We start from the raw sequence: 18,369 nt of genomic DNA, 5'->3' as shown, positions 1-18,369 counted from the left end.
ATTTGAGGCGCCGGGCCAGAATACGGCCGGTCCCATGAGCGGGATGCAGAGAGGTATCTTGCCATATGTCGATAATTCTGGAAATATGGGGATATGGACAACGCTCAAGCTATCGACGCCCTCGCCGCGCTGGCGCAGCCGACGCGCATGGACACCTTCAAGCTGCTGGTGAGCCGTGAACCGGACGGCGTCGCCTCCGGCGAACTGGCGCGGCGGATGGATGTTCCGCACAACACCATGTCGTCGCATCTCTCGGTGCTGACGCGGGCCGGCCTGGTGCGGGGCGAGCGGCACAGCCGCGTCATCATCTATCGCGCCGATCTCGACCGCCTGCGCGCGGTGGTGCTGTTCCTGCTCAAGGATTGCTGCGGCGGCCGTGCCGAATTGTGTGCGCCGCTGATCGCCGACCTTTCTCCCTGCTGCGCTCCCAAGGACCGCTTCGATGACTGACCGCTCCTACAATGTCCTGTTCCTCTGCACCGGCAATTCGGCGCGCTCGATCCTGGCCGAAAGCATCCTCGCCAAGGATGGGGCCGGGCGGTTTCGCGCCTTCTCCGCCGGCAGCCAGCCGAAGGGCGCGGTTCATCCCCTCGCGCTGCAGGTGCTCCGGCGCTTCGGCTATCCGGCCGACGGCTTCCGCTCCAAGAGCTGGGAGGAGTTCGCCGGCGCCGACGCGCCGGTGATGGATTTCGTGTTCACGGTCTGCGACAACGCGGCCGGCGAAGCCTGCCCGGTGTGGCCGGGCCAGCCGATGACCGCACATTGGGGCATCGAGGACCCGGCCGCGGTCCAGGGCTCCGAGCTGCAGCAGGAAGCGGCGTTCAATGCGGCGTTTCGCTATCTCAAGAGCCGGATTTCAGTGTTCGCGGCGCTGCCGATAGGCAGTCTCGACGCCATCGCGCTCGGCACGAGGCTGCGGGATATCGGCCGCGGCGAAGGGGCGACATCGCCCCGTCCGAGCGCGGCGTGAGGCGGGCCATGGACATCGTGATCTATCACAACCCGGCCTGCGGCACCTCGCGCAACACCTTGGCGATGATCCGAAATGCCGGCGTCGAACCGCATGTGGTCGAGTACCTGAAGACCCCGCCGAGCCGGGAGCTGCTGGCGCAGCTGATTGCCCGCATGGGCGTGCCGGTGCGGGCGGTGCTGCGCGAAAAGGGCACTCCCTATGCCGAGCTGGGCCTCGACGATCCGCAGCTCACCGACGCGCAACTGCTCGATGCCATGCTGGCGCATCCCATCCTCATCAACCGGCCGATCGTCGTCAGCCCGCTGGGGGTGAAGCTCTGCCGGCCTTCCGAGGAGGTGCTCGATCTGCTGCCGCCGCAGCGCGGCGCGTTCACGAAGGAAGATGGCGAGCGCGTCGTCGATGCGCATGGCCGCCGTGTCGAGGGAGCCTGAGAGGCCATGTCGAGATTTGAACGCTACCTGACCGTGTGGGTCGCGCTGTGCATCCTCGCCGGCATCGCCCTCGGCCACATGCTGCCGGACGTGTTCCAGGCGATCGGCGAGGCGGAAGTCGCCCGGGTGAACCTCCCGGTGGCGGCGCTGATCTGGCTGATGATCATCCCAATGCTGGTGAAGATCGATTTCGCCGCGCTCGGCCAGGTGCGCGAGCATTGGCGCGGCATCGGCGTCACCCTGTTCATCAACTGGGCGGTGAAGCCGTTCTCGATGGCGGCGCTCGGCTGGCTATTCATTGGCACCCTGTTCCGGCCCTACCTGCCGGCCGACCAGATCGACAGCTACATTGCCGGCCTGATCATTCTCGCCGCCGCTCCCTGCACGGCAATGGTGTTCGTCTGGTCGAACCTGACACGGGGCGAACCGCATTTCACGCTGAGTCAGGTGGCGCTCAACGACACCATCATGGTGTTCGCCTTCGCGCCGCTGGTCGGCCTGCTGCTGGGGCTCTCGGCCATCATCGTGCCCTGGGACACGCTGGTGCTCTCGGTGGTGCTCTACATTCTGGTGCCGGTCATTGCCGCGCAGCTGCTGCGCCGGCGCCTGCTGGCGAGCGGCGGCCCGGCGGCGGTGCAGCGGCTGCTGGCGCGCCTGCAGCCGCTTTCCCTGCTGGCGCTGCTCGCCACCCTGGTGCTGCTGTTCGGCTTCCAGGGCGAGCAGATCCTGCGGCAGCCGCTGGTGATCGCCCTGCTGGCGGTGCCGATCCTGATCCAGGTCTACTTCAATGCCGGCCTCGCCTATCTGCTCAACCGGCTCGCCGGCGAACAGCACTGCGTGGCGGGCCCCTCGGCGCTGATCGGTGCCTCCAACTTCTTCGAGCTGGCGGTCGCCGCCGCCATCAGCCTGTTCGGCTTCCAGTCGGGAGCGGCGCTGGCGACGGTGGTCGGCGTGCTGATCGAGGTGCCGGTGATGCTCACCGTGGTCTGGATCGTCAACCGCTCGAAGGGGTGGTACGAGGCCGGCGCTTCCACCCGCACAGTGGTGCCGCGGCGGCCGTGACGGCGACTGGGCCGCGACGGTGGCGATGAGAGTGGGGCGGCGCGGCGCCTTGACAGGGGTGTCCCGCCCGAGCAATCTATTTCCATGAAACTCGAAGAAGCTGCCGGCCAACTGGAAGCCCTCGGCAACCCGACCCGTCTGGCGCTGTACCGAATCCTGGTGCGCGCCGGCGATGCCGGCTTGCCGGTCGGCCGCTTGCAGGAGCGGCTTGGGCTGCCGGCTTCCACCCTGTCGCATCACCTGCGCCGCCTCGTCACCACCGGGCTGGTGACGCAGGAGCGCCAGGTCACCACCCTGATCTGCCGCGCCCATTATCCGGCGATGCGCGGCCTGGTCGGCTTCCTGGTCGATGAGTGCTGCGCCGATGCCGGCTGCATCCCGAGCGGCGAGGCGGCGGCTTAATTTTTTGCCGTATTATTCGATGGTACCAGAAATATAAAAGGAGCGTATGCATGCCCTCCATGATCCATCCCGTGGCCGTCATCGGTGCCGGTCCGGTCGGGTTGGCCGCGGCCGCCCATCTCGTGCAGCGTGGCCTGCCGGTGCGGATTTTCGAGGCCGGGGAGACGGTTGCCGCCCATGTGCGCGATTGGGGGCATGTCCAGCTGTTCACGCCATGGGCCTATGCCCTCGACGCGGCCGCCCGCGCATTGTTGGAGCGCTCCGGCTGGCGGGCGCCGGAGCCGGAGATCTATCCGACCGGCCACGAACTGGTGGCCCGGTATCTCGAGCCCCTGGCGGCCACGCCGGAGATCCGCGATGTGCTTGAGACCGATGCACGCGTCGTGGCGATCAGCCGCCGCGGCACCGACAAGGTGACAAGCCGCGAGCGGGAGGCGCGGCCGTTTTCCCTGCGTGTCGCCGATGGCGCCGGCCGGCAGCGGCAGGTGCTGGCTTCCGCCGTCATCGACACCTCGGGCACGTGGGGAACGCCCAACCCGCTGGGAGCCGATGGCCTTGCGGCGGAAGGGGAGGAGGCCGCCATCGGCCGTATCGCCTATGGCATCCCCGACGTGCTCGGCCACGACCGTGGCACCTATGCCGGCAAGGCCACGGTGGTGGTCGGGGCCGGGCATTCCGCCGCCAATGTGCTGCTCGACCTCGCCCGGCTGGCGGAGGAGGTGCCCGGCACGTCGCTGATCTGGGCCACGCGCGGTACGGATCTGTCGCGGGTATATGGCGGCGGCGCCGCGGACCAGCTGGCGGCACGCGGCACGCTCGGCACCCGCCTGCACGCCCTGGTGACGCAGGGAACTATCCAGCTTGAGACCGGCTTTGCGGTGGCGGCGGTGCGCGACATCGAGGGCCGGCTGGTGCTCGAGAGCGAGGCGCAGAGCCGGCTCGGCCCGGTCGACCGCATTGTGGTGGCAACCGGTCAACGCCCTGATTTGTCGCTGACGCGCGAACTGCGCGTGGAACTCGACCCCTGGCTCGAGAGCGCCCGGGCGCTCGGCCCGATGATCGATCCCAACCTGCATTCCTGCGGCTCGGTGCCGCCGCACGGGCATCGCGAACTGAGCCACCCCGAGCCGGGATTCTACATCGCCGGCATCAAGAGCTATGGACGGGCTCCCACCTTCCTGATGATGACCGGCTATGAGCAGGTGCGTTCGATCGCCGCGGCGCTTGCCGGCGACCGGGCGGCGGCTGACGACGTGCACCTGGTGCTGCCGGAGACCGGAGTATGCACCGTCGATCGGGAAGCGCCGGCGCCGGCCAGCTGCTGCGCGCCCAAGCCGGAGGTGAAGAGCTGCTGCGGTACGGCGGCGTGAGATGAGCCGCCTCGCCATCATCAGCACGCTCGGCATCACCCAGATCATGGCCTGGGGATCGTCCTATTATCTGTCGGCGGTGCTGGCCGGTCCGGTGGCCGCGGAAACCGGCTGGGCGCTGGCGTGGGTGGTGGGCGGCCTCTCGATCGGCCTGCTGACCGCCGGGCTGGTGTCGCCATGGATCGGGCGCGCCATCGGCAGGCATGGCGGGCGCGGCGTGCTGGCGCTGTCGGCGGTGCTGATCGCCGCCGGCCAGGTCACGCTCGGCCTGTCGCAGGCGCTCCCGGTCTATGTGGCGGGGTGGCTGGTGCTGGGCCTGGGGATGGGCGCCGGCCTTTATGATGCGGCGTTTGCCACCCTCGGCCGCCTGTTCGGAAGCTCGGCCCGCTCGGCGATCACGGTGCTCACCCTGTGGGGCGGGTTTGCCAGCACGGTGTGCTGGCCGCTCTCGGCCTATCTCGTCGGCTCGGTGGGATGGCGGGGCACCTGCTTCATCTACGCCGCCATCCAGATCGGCTTTTCGCTGCCGCTTCTGCTGCGGGTGATCCCGCGAGCCGCTCCACCCCCCGCCCGTTCGGCCGAGAGGGCGGCGGGGACGGAACCCCTGCTTGGCGCTGAACGCCGGGCCTTCCTGCTGCTCGCCGCCGTCATGATCATTGCGGGAGCGATCACCGCGACGCTATCGGTGCATCTGCTCACGCTGCTCCAGGCCCAGGGGCTTTCGCTGGCGGATGCGGTGCTGTTCGGCGCCCTTATCGGTCCCGCCCAGGTCGGCGGCCGGCTGGTCGAGATGGCCGGGCGCGGCCGGCATCATCCCCTGTGGTCGCTCGGCGCGGCCTGCGGCCTGATTGCCCTCGGACTGCTGCTGCTGTGGAGCGGCCTGGTGATGGCCGCGATCGCGCTCATTTTCTACGGCGCCGGCAATGGGGTGTTTTCGATCGCGCGGGGTACGCTGCCGCTGGCGCTGTTCGGTCCCGAACGCTACGCGGCGCTGATGGGGCGGCTGGCGCGGCCGTCGCTGGTCGCGCAGGCCGCCGCCCCGTTTCTGGGAGCGTTCCTGATCGAACATGGCGGCCCCTCCGAGGCTCTGGGCGCGGTGGCGATCCTGGGGCTGGGCAACGCATTGCTGGTCGGCATGCTCTGGCAGCACCGCCGCCCGGCGCCGGTGCCGGCGGGCTAGGGGCTGGACGGCCGGACGCGGGATGATCTCGGAGCACCCCGGCACGCATCTCCATTGTGCCGGCGCCGGCAAGCGATATCCTCCGGCCATGGACCTGATCCGCATTCTCCTGGTCGACGATCATCCAATCGTGCGCGAGGGCTATCGCCGGCTGCTCGGGCGTCAGCCGGGCTTTTCGGTGGTGGCCGAGGCCGGTGACGGCGAGGCGGCGCTGACAGCCTTCGCCGAGCACCGGCCGGACATCGTGCTGATGGACCTTTCCATGCCGGGCGGGGGAGGCTTCGCCGCCGTCGACGCCATGCTGGCGCGCGATCCCCAGGCCCGCATCATCGTCGTGTCGATGCATCAGGGGGCGTTTTTCGCGCGCAAGGCGATGGAGGCGGGAGCGCGGGGCTTCGTGTCGAAAAGCAGTCCCCCGGACGAACTGGTCCGCGCCATAACCACGGTGGTGTCCGGCCGGCGGGTGCTCTCGGCCGACATGGCGCAGGAATTCGCGCGAACCTCGATCGAGGATGACGACTTCGTCGGCCTGACGCCGCGCGAGCGCGACATATTGCTGCTGCTGGTGCGCGGCATGAACGGGCGCTCCATCGCCCACAGCCTCGGCCTGTCGTCCAAGACCGTGCAGAACAACCTGTCGCAGATCCGGGCCAAGCTCGGGGCCTCCGGCGATGCCGATCTGGTGCTCAAGGCGCAGCGCGCCGGCTTCGTGCCGGCGACATGATGCGCCGGCTGTTGCCGCAACTGGTTCTGCGGGTTTTGGCCGCCGGTCTCCTGACCGTGCTGGTCGCCGCCGGCTGGGTGCTGTGGGACACGGCGAACGCCGCCCGCCAGGATGTGCAGACCACCGCCCGGCGCGTCGCCGACGCCATCGCCGCGCGCCCGGACTTCATCGGCCTCGCCTTTGGCGGCGTGGCGCCGACGCCGGTCTTCCGCGACTGGCAGCAATTCCCGGCCTGGACGCTGATCGCGCCGGGCATCTGTGTCGAATTCGGCGCGCGCGACCAGCCGACGCACCGGCGCTGCGGCCCCTATCTCGCGGCGGAGGGAACCCCGCCGGCCTGGTTCGTGTGGCTGGCCGAGCGAACCGGGCTGGTGCCCGATCCGGCCGCCGTGCCGGTGCGGATGCGCTACATCTCCGACGCCCGCGTGACCGCGATGGCCGATCCGGGCGTCATCGTCACCCGCGCCTGGGCCCGCACCGGCGACCTGATGCGCGTCGCGGTCGGCATGGCGATCGGCGGCGCCATCCTGACCGGACTGCTGGTGGTGCGGCTTCTGGCGCCGTTTCGCGCCATCCTGCGCGGTATCGAGCACCTGCAGCGCGGCGATTTCGCCGCTCGCCTGCCAAATCTGCGGGTGACGGAGTTCGACCGGCTGAGCACGGCGCTGAACCAGACCGCCGCGACGCTGCAGGAGGCGCAGGCGATGCGGACCGAGCTCACCCGGCGGCTGTTCACCGTGCAGGAAAGCGAACGCCGGGCGCTGGCACGCGAGCTGCACGACGAGTTCGGCCAGTGCCTCACCGCCACCCGCGCCCTTGCCGCCGCCATCGCGCAATCGGGCGAATCCACCGCCGAGGACGGCACCCGCATCGCCGAGATCACCGGCCAGATGATGGAGAGCCTGCGCGCCGAGCTCTCCCGCCTGCGCCCGCCCGATCTCGACGATCTCGGGCTGCGCCCGGCGCTGGAGCGGCTGGTGGCGGACTGGCGCAGCCGGGTGCCGGCGGTCCGCTTCGGGCTGGAGCTCACCGGCGAGATCGAGGCGGTGCCGGACGAGCTCGCGCTCAGCCTGTACCGCATCGCCCAGGAATGCCTGACCAATGCGATCCGGCACGGCGCGCCGACGACCGTCTCGCTCAAGATCTACGTCGCCGACGCCATCACCCTGACCGCCACGGATGACGGTTCCGCCCGCCACGACGGTCCGATCGGCGACGGCTACGGGCTGCTCGGCATCCGCGAGCGGGTCGATGCGCTGGGCGGCAGCTTCTCGCTCGTCCCGGCCGGGGACGGCATGCGCGCCACGGCACGGCTGCCGCGCTGACCCGGGAGATCTTCCCGGCTCGACCGGGAAAGCCTCTCTGGCGGCCCGCCCCCGCCCCGCGCATCCTCGGCGGGCACAGGGAGGCAGTGCGCATGAACGACATGAGCCATCCGATCGCCCGGCTCGGCGCCGAGGTCGCGGCGGGCCTGATCGGGCACGAGGAGATGGTCGAGCGGCTGCTCATCGCCCTGCTCACCAGCGGCCACGTGCTGATCGAGGGACCGCCGGGCATCGCCAAGACCCGCGCCGTCAAGCGCCTGGCGGCGTATCTTCCGGGCAGCCATGCGCGGATCCAGTGCACCCCGGACCTGCTGCCCGCCGATCTGACCGGCACACAGGTGTTCCGCCCCGATACCGGGAGCTTTGACTTCGTCCCCGGCCCGATTTTCCACGCGCTGGTGCTGGTGGATGAAATCAACCGTGCGCCACCCAAGGTGCAGTCGGCGCTGCTGGAGGCCATGGCGGAGAGCCAGGTGACGACGGCGGGGGTGAGCCGGGTACTGCCGAACCCTTTCATGGTCGTCGCGACCCAGAACCCGATCGAGCATGAAGGCACCTTCCCGTTGCCGGAGGCGCAGATGGACCGCTTCCTGCTGCATCTTTCGCTCGGCCTGCCGCGGGCGGAGCACGAGCGCGCCATTCTCGATCTGGTGGTGGCGGAGCGAATCGATCCACCGGCCCTGCAGGCCGTCGCGCTGTCGGCCGACAATCTGCACACGGCGAAATCGGAAGTCGCCCGGGTGCATCTCGCTCCCGCGCTCAAGGACTTCATTGTGCGGCTGGTGATGGCCTCGCGGCCCGGCGGCGCGGTGGCCGAATGGGTCGAGCATGCCATATCTCCGCGCGGCACGCTGGCCTTGGCCGTCGCCGCGCAGGCCCGGGCCTGGCTGAAGGGGCGGGATTATGCCCTGCCCGAGGATGTGATCGCTCTCGCCCCCGACGCGCTGTCGCACCGTCTCGTTCCCAACTGGACCGCCATCAGCGAGGGGCGCAGCGGCCGCAGCCTTGTCGCCGACATCGTGCGGGCGGTCGAGCCATGGTGAACGCGAGGCTCGACGTGCCGGGCATCCGTCTCGACGCCGCCGAATTGCTGGCCCTTCGCGACGGCGTTCCCCGGCAGGGCCGGCATCGCCCCGCCTCGCGCCGTCCCGGCGCCCTTCCGGCCAAGCCGGCCGGCGCCGGCATGGATCTGCGGGAGATCCGCGCCTTCGCCGAGGGTGACGATGCCCGCCGCATTGACCCTGCCGCCACCGCCCGCACCGGGATGCCGCATATTCGCAGCTTTCACGAGGACCGCGACGACACGGTGCTGCTGATCGCCGATTTTCGCCCGCCAATGCTGTGGGGGACCGGTGCGGCGTTGCGTTCGGTACGCGGAGCGCGAGCCTTGGCCCGGCGGGGCTGGCTTGCCACCGCGCGCGGGGCGTCGATCGCGGCGATCAGCGTCAACGCCGCCGGCGTCGCGGTCATCCCGCTCGGCAGCGGCGTGTCGCAGATGAGCCGGATCAGCCACATGCTGGCCAGCCGCCACGACCAGGCGCTGGAAGCCGGCAGCGAGGGGCCGTCGCTTTCCGAGGCGCTGGTCCGCGCCGCCCGGCTCAGTCCGCCGGGCGCCGAGGTGCTGATCGCCACCGGCATGGAAGGCATCGCTCCGGCCGATGAGCCGGACCTGGCACGCCTTGCCCGGCGGCGGCAGGTCCGGCTGCTGCTGCCGGGCGATCCGATCGACACCGCTCCGCCGCCGCGGGCGCTGCCGATCCATGCCGGGGCGTTCAGCCGGCTGGCCCGGCTGCATCCTTGCGATCCCGCGCCGCTGGCGCTGCGGATGCGGGCACTGAATGTGAGCCTGGAGGTAATCCCGCATGACGCAGGCTGAGCTGATCGCCGCGCTTCCGGAGGGGCGCCTGCCGCCCTACCTGATGCAGCTTCGTGCCGCCGATCTGCTGATGCTGTTCGGGGTCGGGCTGGTGCTGGCCGCGCTGCTGGCGTCGCTCCTGATGCCGTTTCTCGACCGGCTGCCCTCGCGGCGTGCCCGTATCCGCTCCACCCGCGGGATGCCGCCGGCGGAGCAGGCCCTGGCTATTGCGCGCATTGTCGGACACCTTCCGCAGGAACTGCGCGACACCGCCTACGGTACCGCGTCGCCGCTCGGCGAGGCGGCGATCGAGCGCATCGCGCTGAAGGCGCGGCCGGTGCGCCGATGAGCTTCGCCTTTCCGCTGGCGCTGCTTCTGCTGCCGCTGCCGCTGCTGGCGCGTCGCTTCCTGGCCGTCACCGCTCCGGCGGGCGCGTCGCTGCGGGTCGATGCCGGCACTTTTGCGGCCGCCGGCGCGGCGCAGGGGCGAGGCCGCTTTCTCGATATGGCCCTGCTGATTGGCGCCTGGACGGCGCTGGTGCTGGCGCTCGCCGGTCCGCGGCTCGCCGCCACGACCGATCTCGTCACCTCGTCGGGGCGCGAGATCCTGCTGACGCTCGATCTGTCCGGCAGCATGCTTAACGAGGATTTCAGCCTCGATGGACGGCCCTTGTCCAGGTTGGAGGCGGTAAAGCGCGTCGCCTCCCGCTTCGTCGCGTCCCGGAAGGGCGACCGGATCGGGATGGTGATCTTCGGCGACCGGGCGTATGTGGCGCAGCCGCCGACCTTCGACGTGGCCGCGGTGGCCCATGCCATCGACGGTGCGCAGATCGGCATTTCCGGCCGCTCCACCGCGATCGCCGACGGCCTCGGGCTGGCCACCCGGCGCCTGATGCAGAGCGACGCGAAAAGCAAGGTCATCGTCCTGCTCTCCGACGGAGCCGATACCTCGGGCAAGGTGCCGGCGAGCGATGCGGCGCGGCTTGCTGCCAGCCACGGCATCCGGGTGCACACCATCGCGCTCGGCCCGGAGGATCTGGAGAACCAGCCGCAATCGCGCGACGCGGTGGATGCCGCGGCCCTGCGCGCCATGGCCGAGCTGGGAGGCGGCGCCAGCTTCCGGGTGCGCACCATGGACGATCTGACGGCCATGGCCGTAGCCCTCGACCAGCTGGAGCCGAACCCGATGAAGCGGCCGCCGCTGCGTTATTGGCAGGCGCTGTGGGTGTGGCCCGGCGGGGCGGCGCTGGCTCTGGCGCTGCTGCTGGCGGTGCGGAGGCGGGCATGAGCGCTCTCGTGCTGCTGCGTCCATGGTGGCTCGCGGCGATCCCGCTGCTCGCCCTCCTCGCCCTGTGGTTGTGGCGGCGCGGCGGCGCCGGCGGGTGGGAGCGGGTGATGCCGCCCGCCATGCTCGTCGCCATGCGGACGCTCGGGCATCTGCGCCGGAGCGGCGGGCGCAGCGGCTTTGCGCCGCTGATCGCGGCCGGGCTGCTGAGCCTCGGGCTTTGCGGGCCGGCGGTACCGCGTGCCGATGCACCGCGGCTCGCCGGGGATGGCGCGATCCTGATTGCCATCGACATGTCGCCCTCCGTCGCCGAAAGCCCCGCCCTCGCCGACGCGCAGGCCGCCGCCGCCGAGGTGCTCACGGCGGCGGCCGGCCGGCCGGTGGGCCTCCTGCTCTATGCGGGCGAGGCCTATGAGGTTGCGGCGCCGACGGCCGATCCCGCCACCCTGGAGAGCCAGATCGCGGTGCTCGGCTCCGGCACCATGCCGGGCGGCGGCAGCCGCCCGGCCGCCGCCGTCGCCCTGGCGCGGCAGATGCTGCAACGCAGCCGCGATGCCGAGCTGGTGCTGATCTCCGACGGTGGCGGCGTCGACGCGGCGACACGTGCCGAGGCTGGGCGCCTCGCGGGCGACGGCATTCGGCTTTCCGTGCTGACGCTGGCCGGCGGCGCGGGCGGGACCAGCGATCCCGCCGCGCTGCAAGCGCTCGGCGATGCCGCGGCGCCGGCCCGCTCCCCCGCGCCCGTGCTGGGCCGGCTGTCGCGCGCCGGCGGGCTGGAGCGGGATCCGACCGTGGCGGCGCTGGAGTTCCACGATCTCGGCCCGTTCGTGGCCGCGCTGGCCATCATCCCGCTTCTCGGCCTGTTCCGGAGGCGGGCATGAATCGGCTCGCGCTCCTGGCGGCCGCCGGCCTCGGCTGCCTCGCTCTCGCCGGTCCGGCCGCCTGGGGGCGCCTCGGCTTCCGGGCCGGGATCCCCGGGGCCGCGGCGCTGCTCGACGACCCGGCGGCCAGGGGCCTCGCGCTCTATCGCGACGGCGCCTATGCCGACGCGGATGCCGCCTTCGCCGAGGCCGGGCGCAGCCAGACCTTCAACCGCGCCCTTACGCTGGCGGCGACCGGGAAGCACGCCTTGGCGGTCGCCTATCTCGACGCCGTGCTGTTCGCCAATCCGGCGGATGCCGAAGCCACGCGGCTGCGGGACCTGATCGATTCGCTGGTTTCCAAGACGCGGGGCGAAAATATCATGCCGGGCCGGCTGCCCGGCCATGGCGGCCTGCAACCATCGGGCGCCGCGGATGGCCAGGCGGCGGCCAGCACGCCGGACCCGACATGGAAGCGGCCGATCGAGGCGCGCGGCATCGCCGCTTCCGATGCCTGGCTCGACACCCTCACGGATGATCCGGGAGAGTTCCTGCGCCTGCGTCTGCAGAAGGAATACGAACGTCGGGCGGGCGCGGGCCTGCTCCGGCCGGAAGGGAGCGACCGATGGTGATCCGTCTCGTCCTGCTGCTGGTCCTGATGACCGGCGTCGCGCGCGCCGAAAGCCTGCGCCTCGTCGTGCCGGATGGGCAGCCGGTGGTGGGCGAGATGATCCCGCTCACGGTCAGGGGCGAATACACGCGGCAGATCACGCTGGAGAAGCTAAGCTTTCCCAACTCGGAAGATTATGACTGGATGCAGCTGTCGCGCGACCAGTGGCGCGATGAACAAATCGAGGGGCGCAGCGTCCGGGTTTTCGAGCGCCGCATCGCCCTGTTCCCCCGCCATGCCGGCGCGCTCGCCATCGGGCCGGTGGCGCATCATCTCACCGTTGTCGGCGCCAACAACCTTCGCGAACCGCTGGTGGTGACCGCGCCGCCCGTTACCCTGCCGGTCGCGCCGTTTCCGGATGCTGGAGCACCGCTTTCCGCCCGCAGCCTCACGATCGAGGATGAATTGTCGGCCAAGCCGGGTGAACTGCGCGACGGCGAGACCCTGGTTCGGCGGGTCACGCTCAAGGCCGAAGGCACGCTTCCGCATCTCCTGCCGGCGCGCCCGCTGCTGCGCGAGCCCTGGCTGATCAGCTTCGTGGCGCCGGAGCGGCGCGAGATGCAGCCGACGCCGGACGGACCGGTGACGACCGTGAGCTGGGAGTGGCATCTTCGCCCCAAGACCGGCGAGCCGGGCGTGCTTCCCGCCGTCTCCATTCCCTGGTTCGATACCGCCGCCCGGCAGATGCGTACGGCGGAAATGCCGGCGATCCCTTTTGGCTATTCGAGCTTCGGCGGAAATCGCAGCGGCACCGAGCGCCTGCCCGCCGCACAGGTCGGCCTGGCGTGGTTCGCCACCGGGATGGGGCTGATGGCTGGCCTGGCCTTTGCGCTCATCGGGCTTTCGCCGTCGCGGCGGGCGGACATGCTGCGGGCGATCCGCAGGCTGTCGCCGATCGACCCGACCCGCCGCGCCCTGGTGCGCGCCGCCAGAACCGGCGCCCTGCTCGATATCCGCCGCGCCGCCGAGACCTATCTGCGCCGCCGGCGCTCCCTAGGGCTGCCGGTGAGCGGGCGGGAAACCGCCCAGCTCGACGAACAGCTCTATGGGCGGAACGCGGCGACTTCCTCGGTCACGGCAAAGGTCGAACTCGAGGCGATGTTTCGGCACGGATAGTCGTGGACGGTCTGTGAGATCGCCATCGGATGTCGCGCTGTCGTGACCGATAATGCGGGGAGACGACATGCCGTGCGCCGCCGGCAAATCGGGTTCACGCGAGCAGACACTTTGCCGGCAAACCCGGCGGGGTCGATGCCTCGCGCGCGCGAGAGTGGGGCGGAGAAGCTCTAACGAATTCGTTTCGAATTCAAATAATTAGTAGAATTTCTTAGAAATATACGTCAGAATTACTGACTGGAAAAGGTGCTTGCGGCAGGATCGCCCGCCGTGCATTATCCAATGCGACAGCAATGGGTGAGATTTACGTCTTTCTTTACCTGTTTCTACATGCTGGTTCGGGTATCTCCGTACCGGAAGCTTCGTGCAAGTGAGTAGATGGCAGTCATTGTCCGAAGGGGCAATGTTCTTCCATGCCTTGAGCTGTGCCGTAGCCGAAATCTGAACAGTGCCCTGCGGTGTCCTCACTATTGTGTGGCGCCTTTGCCGACGACCTCAAGCGCGTCGTTGAGGCGAGGTTGTTTCGATGGCTGGTTGCGTCTTGGGGTATGTGTCGGGCATCTCGGCTTGCTCGCGCCGCTCGATGCGTTTGTTTCGCCGTTAGCCCGGGCTAGGCCCGCATGTTCTGCCAGTCCGTCGGACCAACAATAAAGATCACGTCCAGTGACGAATATTGGGGGAGCACGGTCCACGCCATCTATTCCTCCAGGGTTAAGTCGCCGTCGATGCTTACCTGCTTCTTAGGGGCCGGGAAGTACCCATTTTATGTGCCTGTTTGATCTTCGCTGCGGGTGACCGGGCTGGTCCGCGGTCCCAGAGCCAGGAGCCGTCGCCATGCCGGTCACCGTCAGCTATCCGGGGGTCTATATCGAGGAGGTGCCGAGCGGTGTCCGCACCATCGTCGGCGTCGCCACCTCCGTCACCGCCTTTGTCGGCTACACCACCCGCGGTGCCGTCAACAAGGCGGTGCAGATCTTCAATTTCGGCGATTTCGAACGCGCATTCGGCGGGCTCGATGTCGATGCCCCGCTCAGCTATGCGGTGCAGAACTTCTTCCGCAACGGTGGCGGCCAGGCATGGATCGTCCGCGTCGCGAACGCGGCCGCCGGCGCGGCGATCGGCCTGAGGAACGATGTCGGCGCCGGTGGCGTCGTCGTTCTCAGCATCGCGGCCCGATCCGAGGGCCTATGGGGCAACGGCCTGAGGCTCGACGTCGATTACGACACCGCCAATCCGGCCAGTCTGTTCAACCTGCAGGTGATCGAGTTCGTCGATCAGGGAGCGGGGCCGGTGCCGGCGCGGGTGGAGGTCCACCGCAACCTCTCCATGAACGAGTTCTCTCCGGCCTATGCGGTCGCCACCATCAATGCCGCCTCCGAACTGATCAAGGTGACGCGGCCCGCCGCCGCCGCCGCGGTGTCGGGAGTGGCGAACGGCAACGGCACCAGCACCAGCGGCACCCTGGCCCAAGCCGATCTCGATCGCCTCGACGACGCCCACCGCCGTATCGCCATCAGCCTCGACGGCGACGGACCGTATGAGTTCGACCTGTTCGATGCAGGCGGCGGGCTGGTCGGCGACGATCTCGCCGAATTGCTGGACAACCTTGGTGACCGGATCCAGGAGCGGGTGCGGCTGATCCGGCCGACGGTCGGCGCCTTCGCCAATTTCAGCTGCACCGGTGGGGCGACCAACATCGTCGCCGCCTCCGGCACACCCGACGGCCAGGGGCAGCGCTCCTCGGTGCGGTTCTCCCGCGCGGGACAGCGCAGCGCGACGGAGATCCTCAAGCTCGGCACGCTGAATGGCGGGCGCGAGGTGGATGCCGCGGCGGTGATCCGGCCGGCGCAGACCGGGACGGTGGGCGCCAGCATCGCCGCGCTCGACCTATCGACCTTGCCGCAGCCGGCATCGATGAACGTCACCCTGCTGGCCGGCGGCGTTGCCAATGACGGCCCGCATACGCTGGATCTGTGGGGCGCCGCGGGCCGGCCGGCCACGCCGCAGGCCCTGGTTTCCGCTATCCAAGCCGCGCTGTCGGCTTCGCCCAAGGCCGAGCTGAACCAGGCGCGGGTCGGCATGATCGACGGACGACTGCGCCTCCTGCCCGGCGGCGTCAATCCAGCGGTCCGGCTGAACGTCACCAATAATGGCGGCAACACCGCCGGGGCCACGCTCGGCCTCACCACAGCGGCGGAGAATGTTGCCCGCTATGCCCTCGGCGTCGGCCCGGCAGGGCAGGGACAGGTCGACGCGGTTCCCGGCGACGACGGCACCCCGGCCAGCCCGACCCAGCTCGCGGGAAGCCGCAGCGCCAAGACCGGCCTCTACGCGCTCGAGGAGGTCGACCTCTTCAACATTCTCTGCGTGCCCGACCAGTCCGATGACGGGCTGCTGGCGGCCGCCCTCGACTATGCGAAGGAGCGGCGGGCATTCTTCGTCGCCGACCTGCCCCGCAGCGTCGACACGCTCGACGAGGCGCGGACCTGGCTCAACGGCCACGGCTTCCTGCGCGATCCCAATGTCGCGGTGTATTTCCCCCGCATCCAGCAGGCGGATCCGCTCGACGGCAACCGGCTCAAATCCTTCGCCAATAGCGGTGCCGTCGCCGGCCTCTATGCCCGCACCGACAGCGAGCGCGGGGTTTGGAAGGCGCCGGCGGGAACCGACGCGGTGCTGCGCGGCGTGATGGGGCTCGACTATCTGCTGACCGATGCCGAGAACGGCGTGCTCAACCCGCTCGGCCTGAACTGCCTGCGCAACCGGCCGGGCTTCGGGCCGGTGGTGTGGGGCGCGCGCACCCTGCGCGGCAGCGATCAGCTGGCATCCGAGTGGAAATATGTGCCGGTGCGCCGCCTGGCGCTGTTTCTCGAGGAAAGCCTCTACCGGGGCACGCAATGGGTGGTGTTCGAGCCGAATGACGAGCCGCTCTGGGCGCAGATCCGGCTGAACCTCGGGGGGTTCATGAACAATCTGTTTCGCCAGGGCGCCTTCCAGGGGCGCTCCCCGCGCGAGGCTTACTTCGTGAAGTGCGATTCCGAGACCACGACGCAGAACCACATCGATCTCGGCATCGTCAATATCGTCGTCGGCTTCGCTCCGCTGAAGCCGGCCGAATTCGTCATCATCAAACTCCAGCAGATGGCTGGACAGATCCAGGTCTGAGGGGACGACGATGGCTCAGTTCAGCGTGAATGCGCAGCGTTTCGACCCCTACAAGAACTTCAAGTTCCGGGTGAAATGGGACGGGCGCTACGTCGCCGGCATCAGCAAGGTGGGCGCGCTGAAGCGCTCGACCGAAGTCGTCGAGCATCGCGAGGGCGGCGACCCGTCCACCGGCCGGAAATCCCCCGGCCGCACCAAATATGACGCGATCTCGCTGGAGCGCGGCGTCACCCACGACGCCGAATTCGAGAGATGGGCCTCCAAGGTGTGGAACTTCGCCTCCGGGCTCGGGGCCGAGGTATCGCTAAAGGACTTCCGCAAGGACATCATCGTCGAGGTCTACAACGAGGCCGGCCAGCTGGCGCTCGCTTACAAGGTGTTCCGCTGCTGGGTCTCGGAATATCAGGCGCTGCCGGATCTCGACGCCAACGCGAACGCCGTCGCGATCCAGTCGATCAAGCTCGAGAACGAGGGGTGGGAGCGCGACTACGAGGTCGCCGAGCCGAGCGAGCCCACCTTCACGGAGCCCGAGTGATGTGGCGTGGGCTCTCCGGCGCCGACGTGCTGCGGATCTGGGAGGCCGGCCATGGCCAGCATTCCGGGGCGCGCGCGCTGCTGGTGCTGGCCGCCGCGGCGCCGACCGCCGCGCCGGAGGCTCTGGAACGGCTGCCGCTGGGCGCGCGCGACCGCGCGCTGCTGACGATCCGGGCGGCCACGCTCGGTGAACGGCTCAACGCCTTCGCCGATTGCCCGGCCTGCGCCGCGGCGCTGGAGTTTCCGATCGATGTCGACGCGCTGCTGACCGGGAGAGGGCCTGACGAGGCCGTCGAGCCGCTGGCAATACGGGCCGGCGGCTATCATCTGACGGTGCGCCCGCCCGACAGCCGCGACCTGGCGGCGGCGGAGCGCTGCGCCGATGCCGCCACCGCCGAAGCCCTGCTGTTCGCCGCCTGCGTCACCGCCACCGGCGAAGACGGACATTCCATTCCCGTCGCGGCATTGCCGGATATGGCGCGGGCTGCGGCGTCCGATGCCATACTTGCACTCGACCCGCTGACCGATGTCAGCTTCGACGTCGCCTGTCCCGGCTGCGGTTTCGGATGGTCGCTTGCCCTGGATGTGCCCGCCCTTCTCTGGGACGAGATCGGCCATCACGCCAGTCGACTGGTCGGCGAGGTGGCGCTGCTGGCGCGGGCCTATGGCTGGTCCGAGCGCGATATACTGGAAATGAGCCCGACCCGCCGGCAAAGCTACCTGGCATGGGCGGGCTAACCCATGGGCGACCTGTTCAGCCGGCTGGCGCGACGCGCAAAGGGGGCGATGCCGGTGGCGTTGCCGCGCCATGCCTCGCGGTTCGAGGCGGTAGCCGCCGAACCGCAAACACCCGCGGCGCCGGTTTCCGCGCATGCCACTTCCCAGCCGGCGACCGCGCCCTCGGGTCCGATCGTCGCGCCGCTGCCTTTGCGCGGCGCCGTTTCCGATCCGGCGCCACCGGCTGCCGAATCGCCGCCGCCGTCGGTCGTCCCGCCGCCCGCCGGGCCGACCGTTCGCGCGGCCGCCGCACCGGCGCCGGCCCAGCCTCGAACCTCGTCACCATCACCGCTACCGGCGGCCGAGGCTTCGGCCGCCGCCGCCGCGCCTTCGTACGCACCGACCGAGATGGCACCGCCGGAGCACCGGAGCGTCGTCCCGCGCTCCCTCCCTCCCGTACCGGAGCCGCCCGCGCCGGCATCCGCGGTTCCAGAGGGGAGCGCCTCGCCAAGCCGTACGCCGACATTGGTGTCGCGAGCGCCGGAAGCGCCGCGTGCGCCCGCCGGCGAGACGGCCCCGCATCCGGTCGTTGCGGCCCCCGAAGCCGCGCCGATCGTCCGGGTCAGCATCGGCAGCATCGAGGTGAGGGCGCCGGCCGTGGTGCCACCGCCCACCCGGCCCGCCAGCCGCCTGATGACGCT

General features: G+C 70.0%; 20 protein-coding genes. 19 read left to right on the top strand and 1 reads right to left on the bottom strand.

The genetic code is table 11. The annotated features are described in order from the left end of the window. Nucleotides 1-93: 93 nt before the first annotated feature. The 19 genes from KHC24_RS14685 (at nt 94) to KHC24_RS14595 (ending at nt 17,689) form a co-directional block, all read left to right on the top strand. Nucleotides 94-450 carry an ArsR/SmtB family transcription factor gene (locus KHC24_RS14685; protein ID WP_213364056.1) on the top strand — a complete coding sequence of 119 codons (357 nt, stop codon included), beginning with the start codon at nt 94-96 and terminating at the stop codon, nt 448-450. Next, the gene (locus KHC24_RS14680) at nt 443-970 is read left to right on the top strand and encodes an arsenate reductase ArsC (protein ID WP_213364055.1); all 528 of its coding nucleotides are present in this window, start codon (nt 443-445) and stop codon (nt 968-970) included. Before KHC24_RS14685 ends, KHC24_RS14680 begins: the two co-directional genes overlap by 8 nt. Before the next feature lie 8 nt (nt 971-978). After that, entirely contained in the window at nt 979-1,404 is a 426-nt protein-coding gene (gene arsC, locus KHC24_RS14675; RefSeq protein ID WP_213364054.1) for an arsenate reductase (glutaredoxin), read from the top strand. Nucleotides 1,405-1,410: 6 nt separating this feature from the next. Further along, entirely contained in the window at nt 1,411-2,466 is a 1,056-nt protein-coding gene (gene arsB / locus KHC24_RS14670) for an ACR3 family arsenite efflux transporter (RefSeq protein ID WP_213364053.1), read from the top strand. 84 nt (nt 2,467-2,550) lie between these two features. Continuing rightward, nucleotides 2,551-2,868, top strand: coding sequence for an ArsR/SmtB family transcription factor (locus KHC24_RS14665; protein ID WP_213364052.1), 318 nt, complete (start codon nt 2,551-2,553; stop codon nt 2,866-2,868). A 50-nt stretch (nt 2,869-2,918) separates the two neighbouring features. Beyond that, nucleotides 2,919-4,238, top strand: coding sequence for an NAD(P)-binding domain-containing protein (locus tag KHC24_RS14660; protein ID WP_213364051.1), 1,320 nt, complete (start codon nt 2,919-2,921; stop codon nt 4,236-4,238). A gap of 1 nt (nt 4,239) precedes the next feature. After that, nucleotides 4,240-5,418 (top strand): MFS transporter, encoded by a 1,179-nt coding sequence (locus KHC24_RS14655; protein ID WP_213364050.1) that lies wholly within the window; start codon nt 4,240-4,242, stop codon nt 5,416-5,418. An 88-nt stretch (nt 5,419-5,506) separates the two neighbouring features. Then, nucleotides 5,507-6,142, top strand: coding sequence for a response regulator (locus tag KHC24_RS14650; protein ID WP_213364049.1), 636 nt, complete (start codon nt 5,507-5,509; stop codon nt 6,140-6,142). After that, entirely contained in the window at nt 6,139-7,467 is a 1,329-nt protein-coding gene (locus KHC24_RS14645; protein WP_246546970.1) for a histidine kinase, read from the top strand. Before KHC24_RS14650 ends, KHC24_RS14645 begins: the two co-directional genes overlap by 4 nt. A 92-nt stretch (nt 7,468-7,559) precedes the next feature. After that, nucleotides 7,560-8,510 (top strand): AAA family ATPase, encoded by a 951-nt coding sequence (locus KHC24_RS14640; RefSeq protein ID WP_213364048.1) that lies wholly within the window; start codon nt 7,560-7,562, stop codon nt 8,508-8,510. Next, entirely contained in the window at nt 8,504-9,343 is an 840-nt protein-coding gene (locus KHC24_RS14635; protein ID WP_213364047.1) for a DUF58 domain-containing protein, read from the top strand. Before KHC24_RS14640 ends, KHC24_RS14635 begins: the two co-directional genes overlap by 7 nt. After that, the gene (locus KHC24_RS14630) at nt 9,330-9,671 is read left to right on the top strand and encodes a hypothetical protein (protein WP_213364046.1); all 342 of its coding nucleotides are present in this window, start codon (nt 9,330-9,332) and stop codon (nt 9,669-9,671) included. The genes KHC24_RS14635 and KHC24_RS14630 overlap by 14 nt, the downstream gene beginning before the upstream one ends. After that, complete coding sequence (locus tag KHC24_RS14625; protein WP_213364045.1) at nt 9,668-10,609, top strand: VWA domain-containing protein; 942 nt, start codon at nt 9,668-9,670, stop codon at nt 10,607-10,609. Before KHC24_RS14630 ends, KHC24_RS14625 begins: the two co-directional genes overlap by 4 nt. After that, entirely contained in the window at nt 10,606-11,487 is an 882-nt protein-coding gene (locus KHC24_RS14620; protein WP_213364044.1) for a vWA domain-containing protein, read from the top strand. The genes KHC24_RS14625 and KHC24_RS14620 overlap by 4 nt, the downstream gene beginning before the upstream one ends. After that, nucleotides 11,484-12,098 (top strand): hypothetical protein, encoded by a 615-nt coding sequence (locus KHC24_RS14615; protein ID WP_213364043.1) that lies wholly within the window; start codon nt 11,484-11,486, stop codon nt 12,096-12,098. Before KHC24_RS14620 ends, KHC24_RS14615 begins: the two co-directional genes overlap by 4 nt. Next, a complete protein-coding gene (locus KHC24_RS14610) occupies nt 12,092-13,252 on the top strand; it encodes a BatD family protein (protein ID WP_213364042.1) in 1,161 nt (386 codons plus the stop codon). The genes KHC24_RS14615 and KHC24_RS14610 overlap by 7 nt, the downstream gene beginning before the upstream one ends. An 834-nt stretch (nt 13,253-14,086) precedes the next feature. Further along, complete coding sequence (locus KHC24_RS25100) at nt 14,087-16,417, top strand: phage tail sheath family protein (protein ID WP_246546968.1); 2,331 nt, start codon at nt 14,087-14,089, stop codon at nt 16,415-16,417. A 10-nt stretch (nt 16,418-16,427) separates the two neighbouring features. Beyond that, nucleotides 16,428-16,952: a phage tail protein gene (locus KHC24_RS14600; protein ID WP_213364041.1), complete on the top strand. Its 525-nt coding sequence runs from the start codon at nt 16,428-16,430 to the stop codon at nt 16,950-16,952. After that, a complete protein-coding gene (locus tag KHC24_RS14595; RefSeq protein ID WP_213364040.1) occupies nt 16,952-17,689 on the top strand; it encodes a T4 family baseplate hub assembly chaperone in 738 nt (245 codons plus the stop codon). Before KHC24_RS14600 ends, KHC24_RS14595 begins: the two co-directional genes overlap by 1 nt. Here the strand turns inward: KHC24_RS14595 and KHC24_RS14590 are convergent. Then, nucleotides 17,686-18,306: a hypothetical protein gene (locus tag KHC24_RS14590; RefSeq protein WP_213364039.1), complete on the bottom strand. Its 621-nt coding sequence runs from the start codon at nt 18,304-18,306 to the stop codon at nt 17,686-17,688. The genes KHC24_RS14595 and KHC24_RS14590 overlap by 4 nt on opposite strands. Nucleotides 18,307-18,369: the final 63 nt, after the last annotated feature.

This window comes from Ancylobacter defluvii (assembly GCF_018390605.1).
Lineage (GTDB): Bacteria > Pseudomonadota > Alphaproteobacteria > Rhizobiales > Xanthobacteraceae > Ancylobacter > Ancylobacter defluvii.
This window is presented reverse-complemented; position numbering and strand designations above follow the sequence as displayed.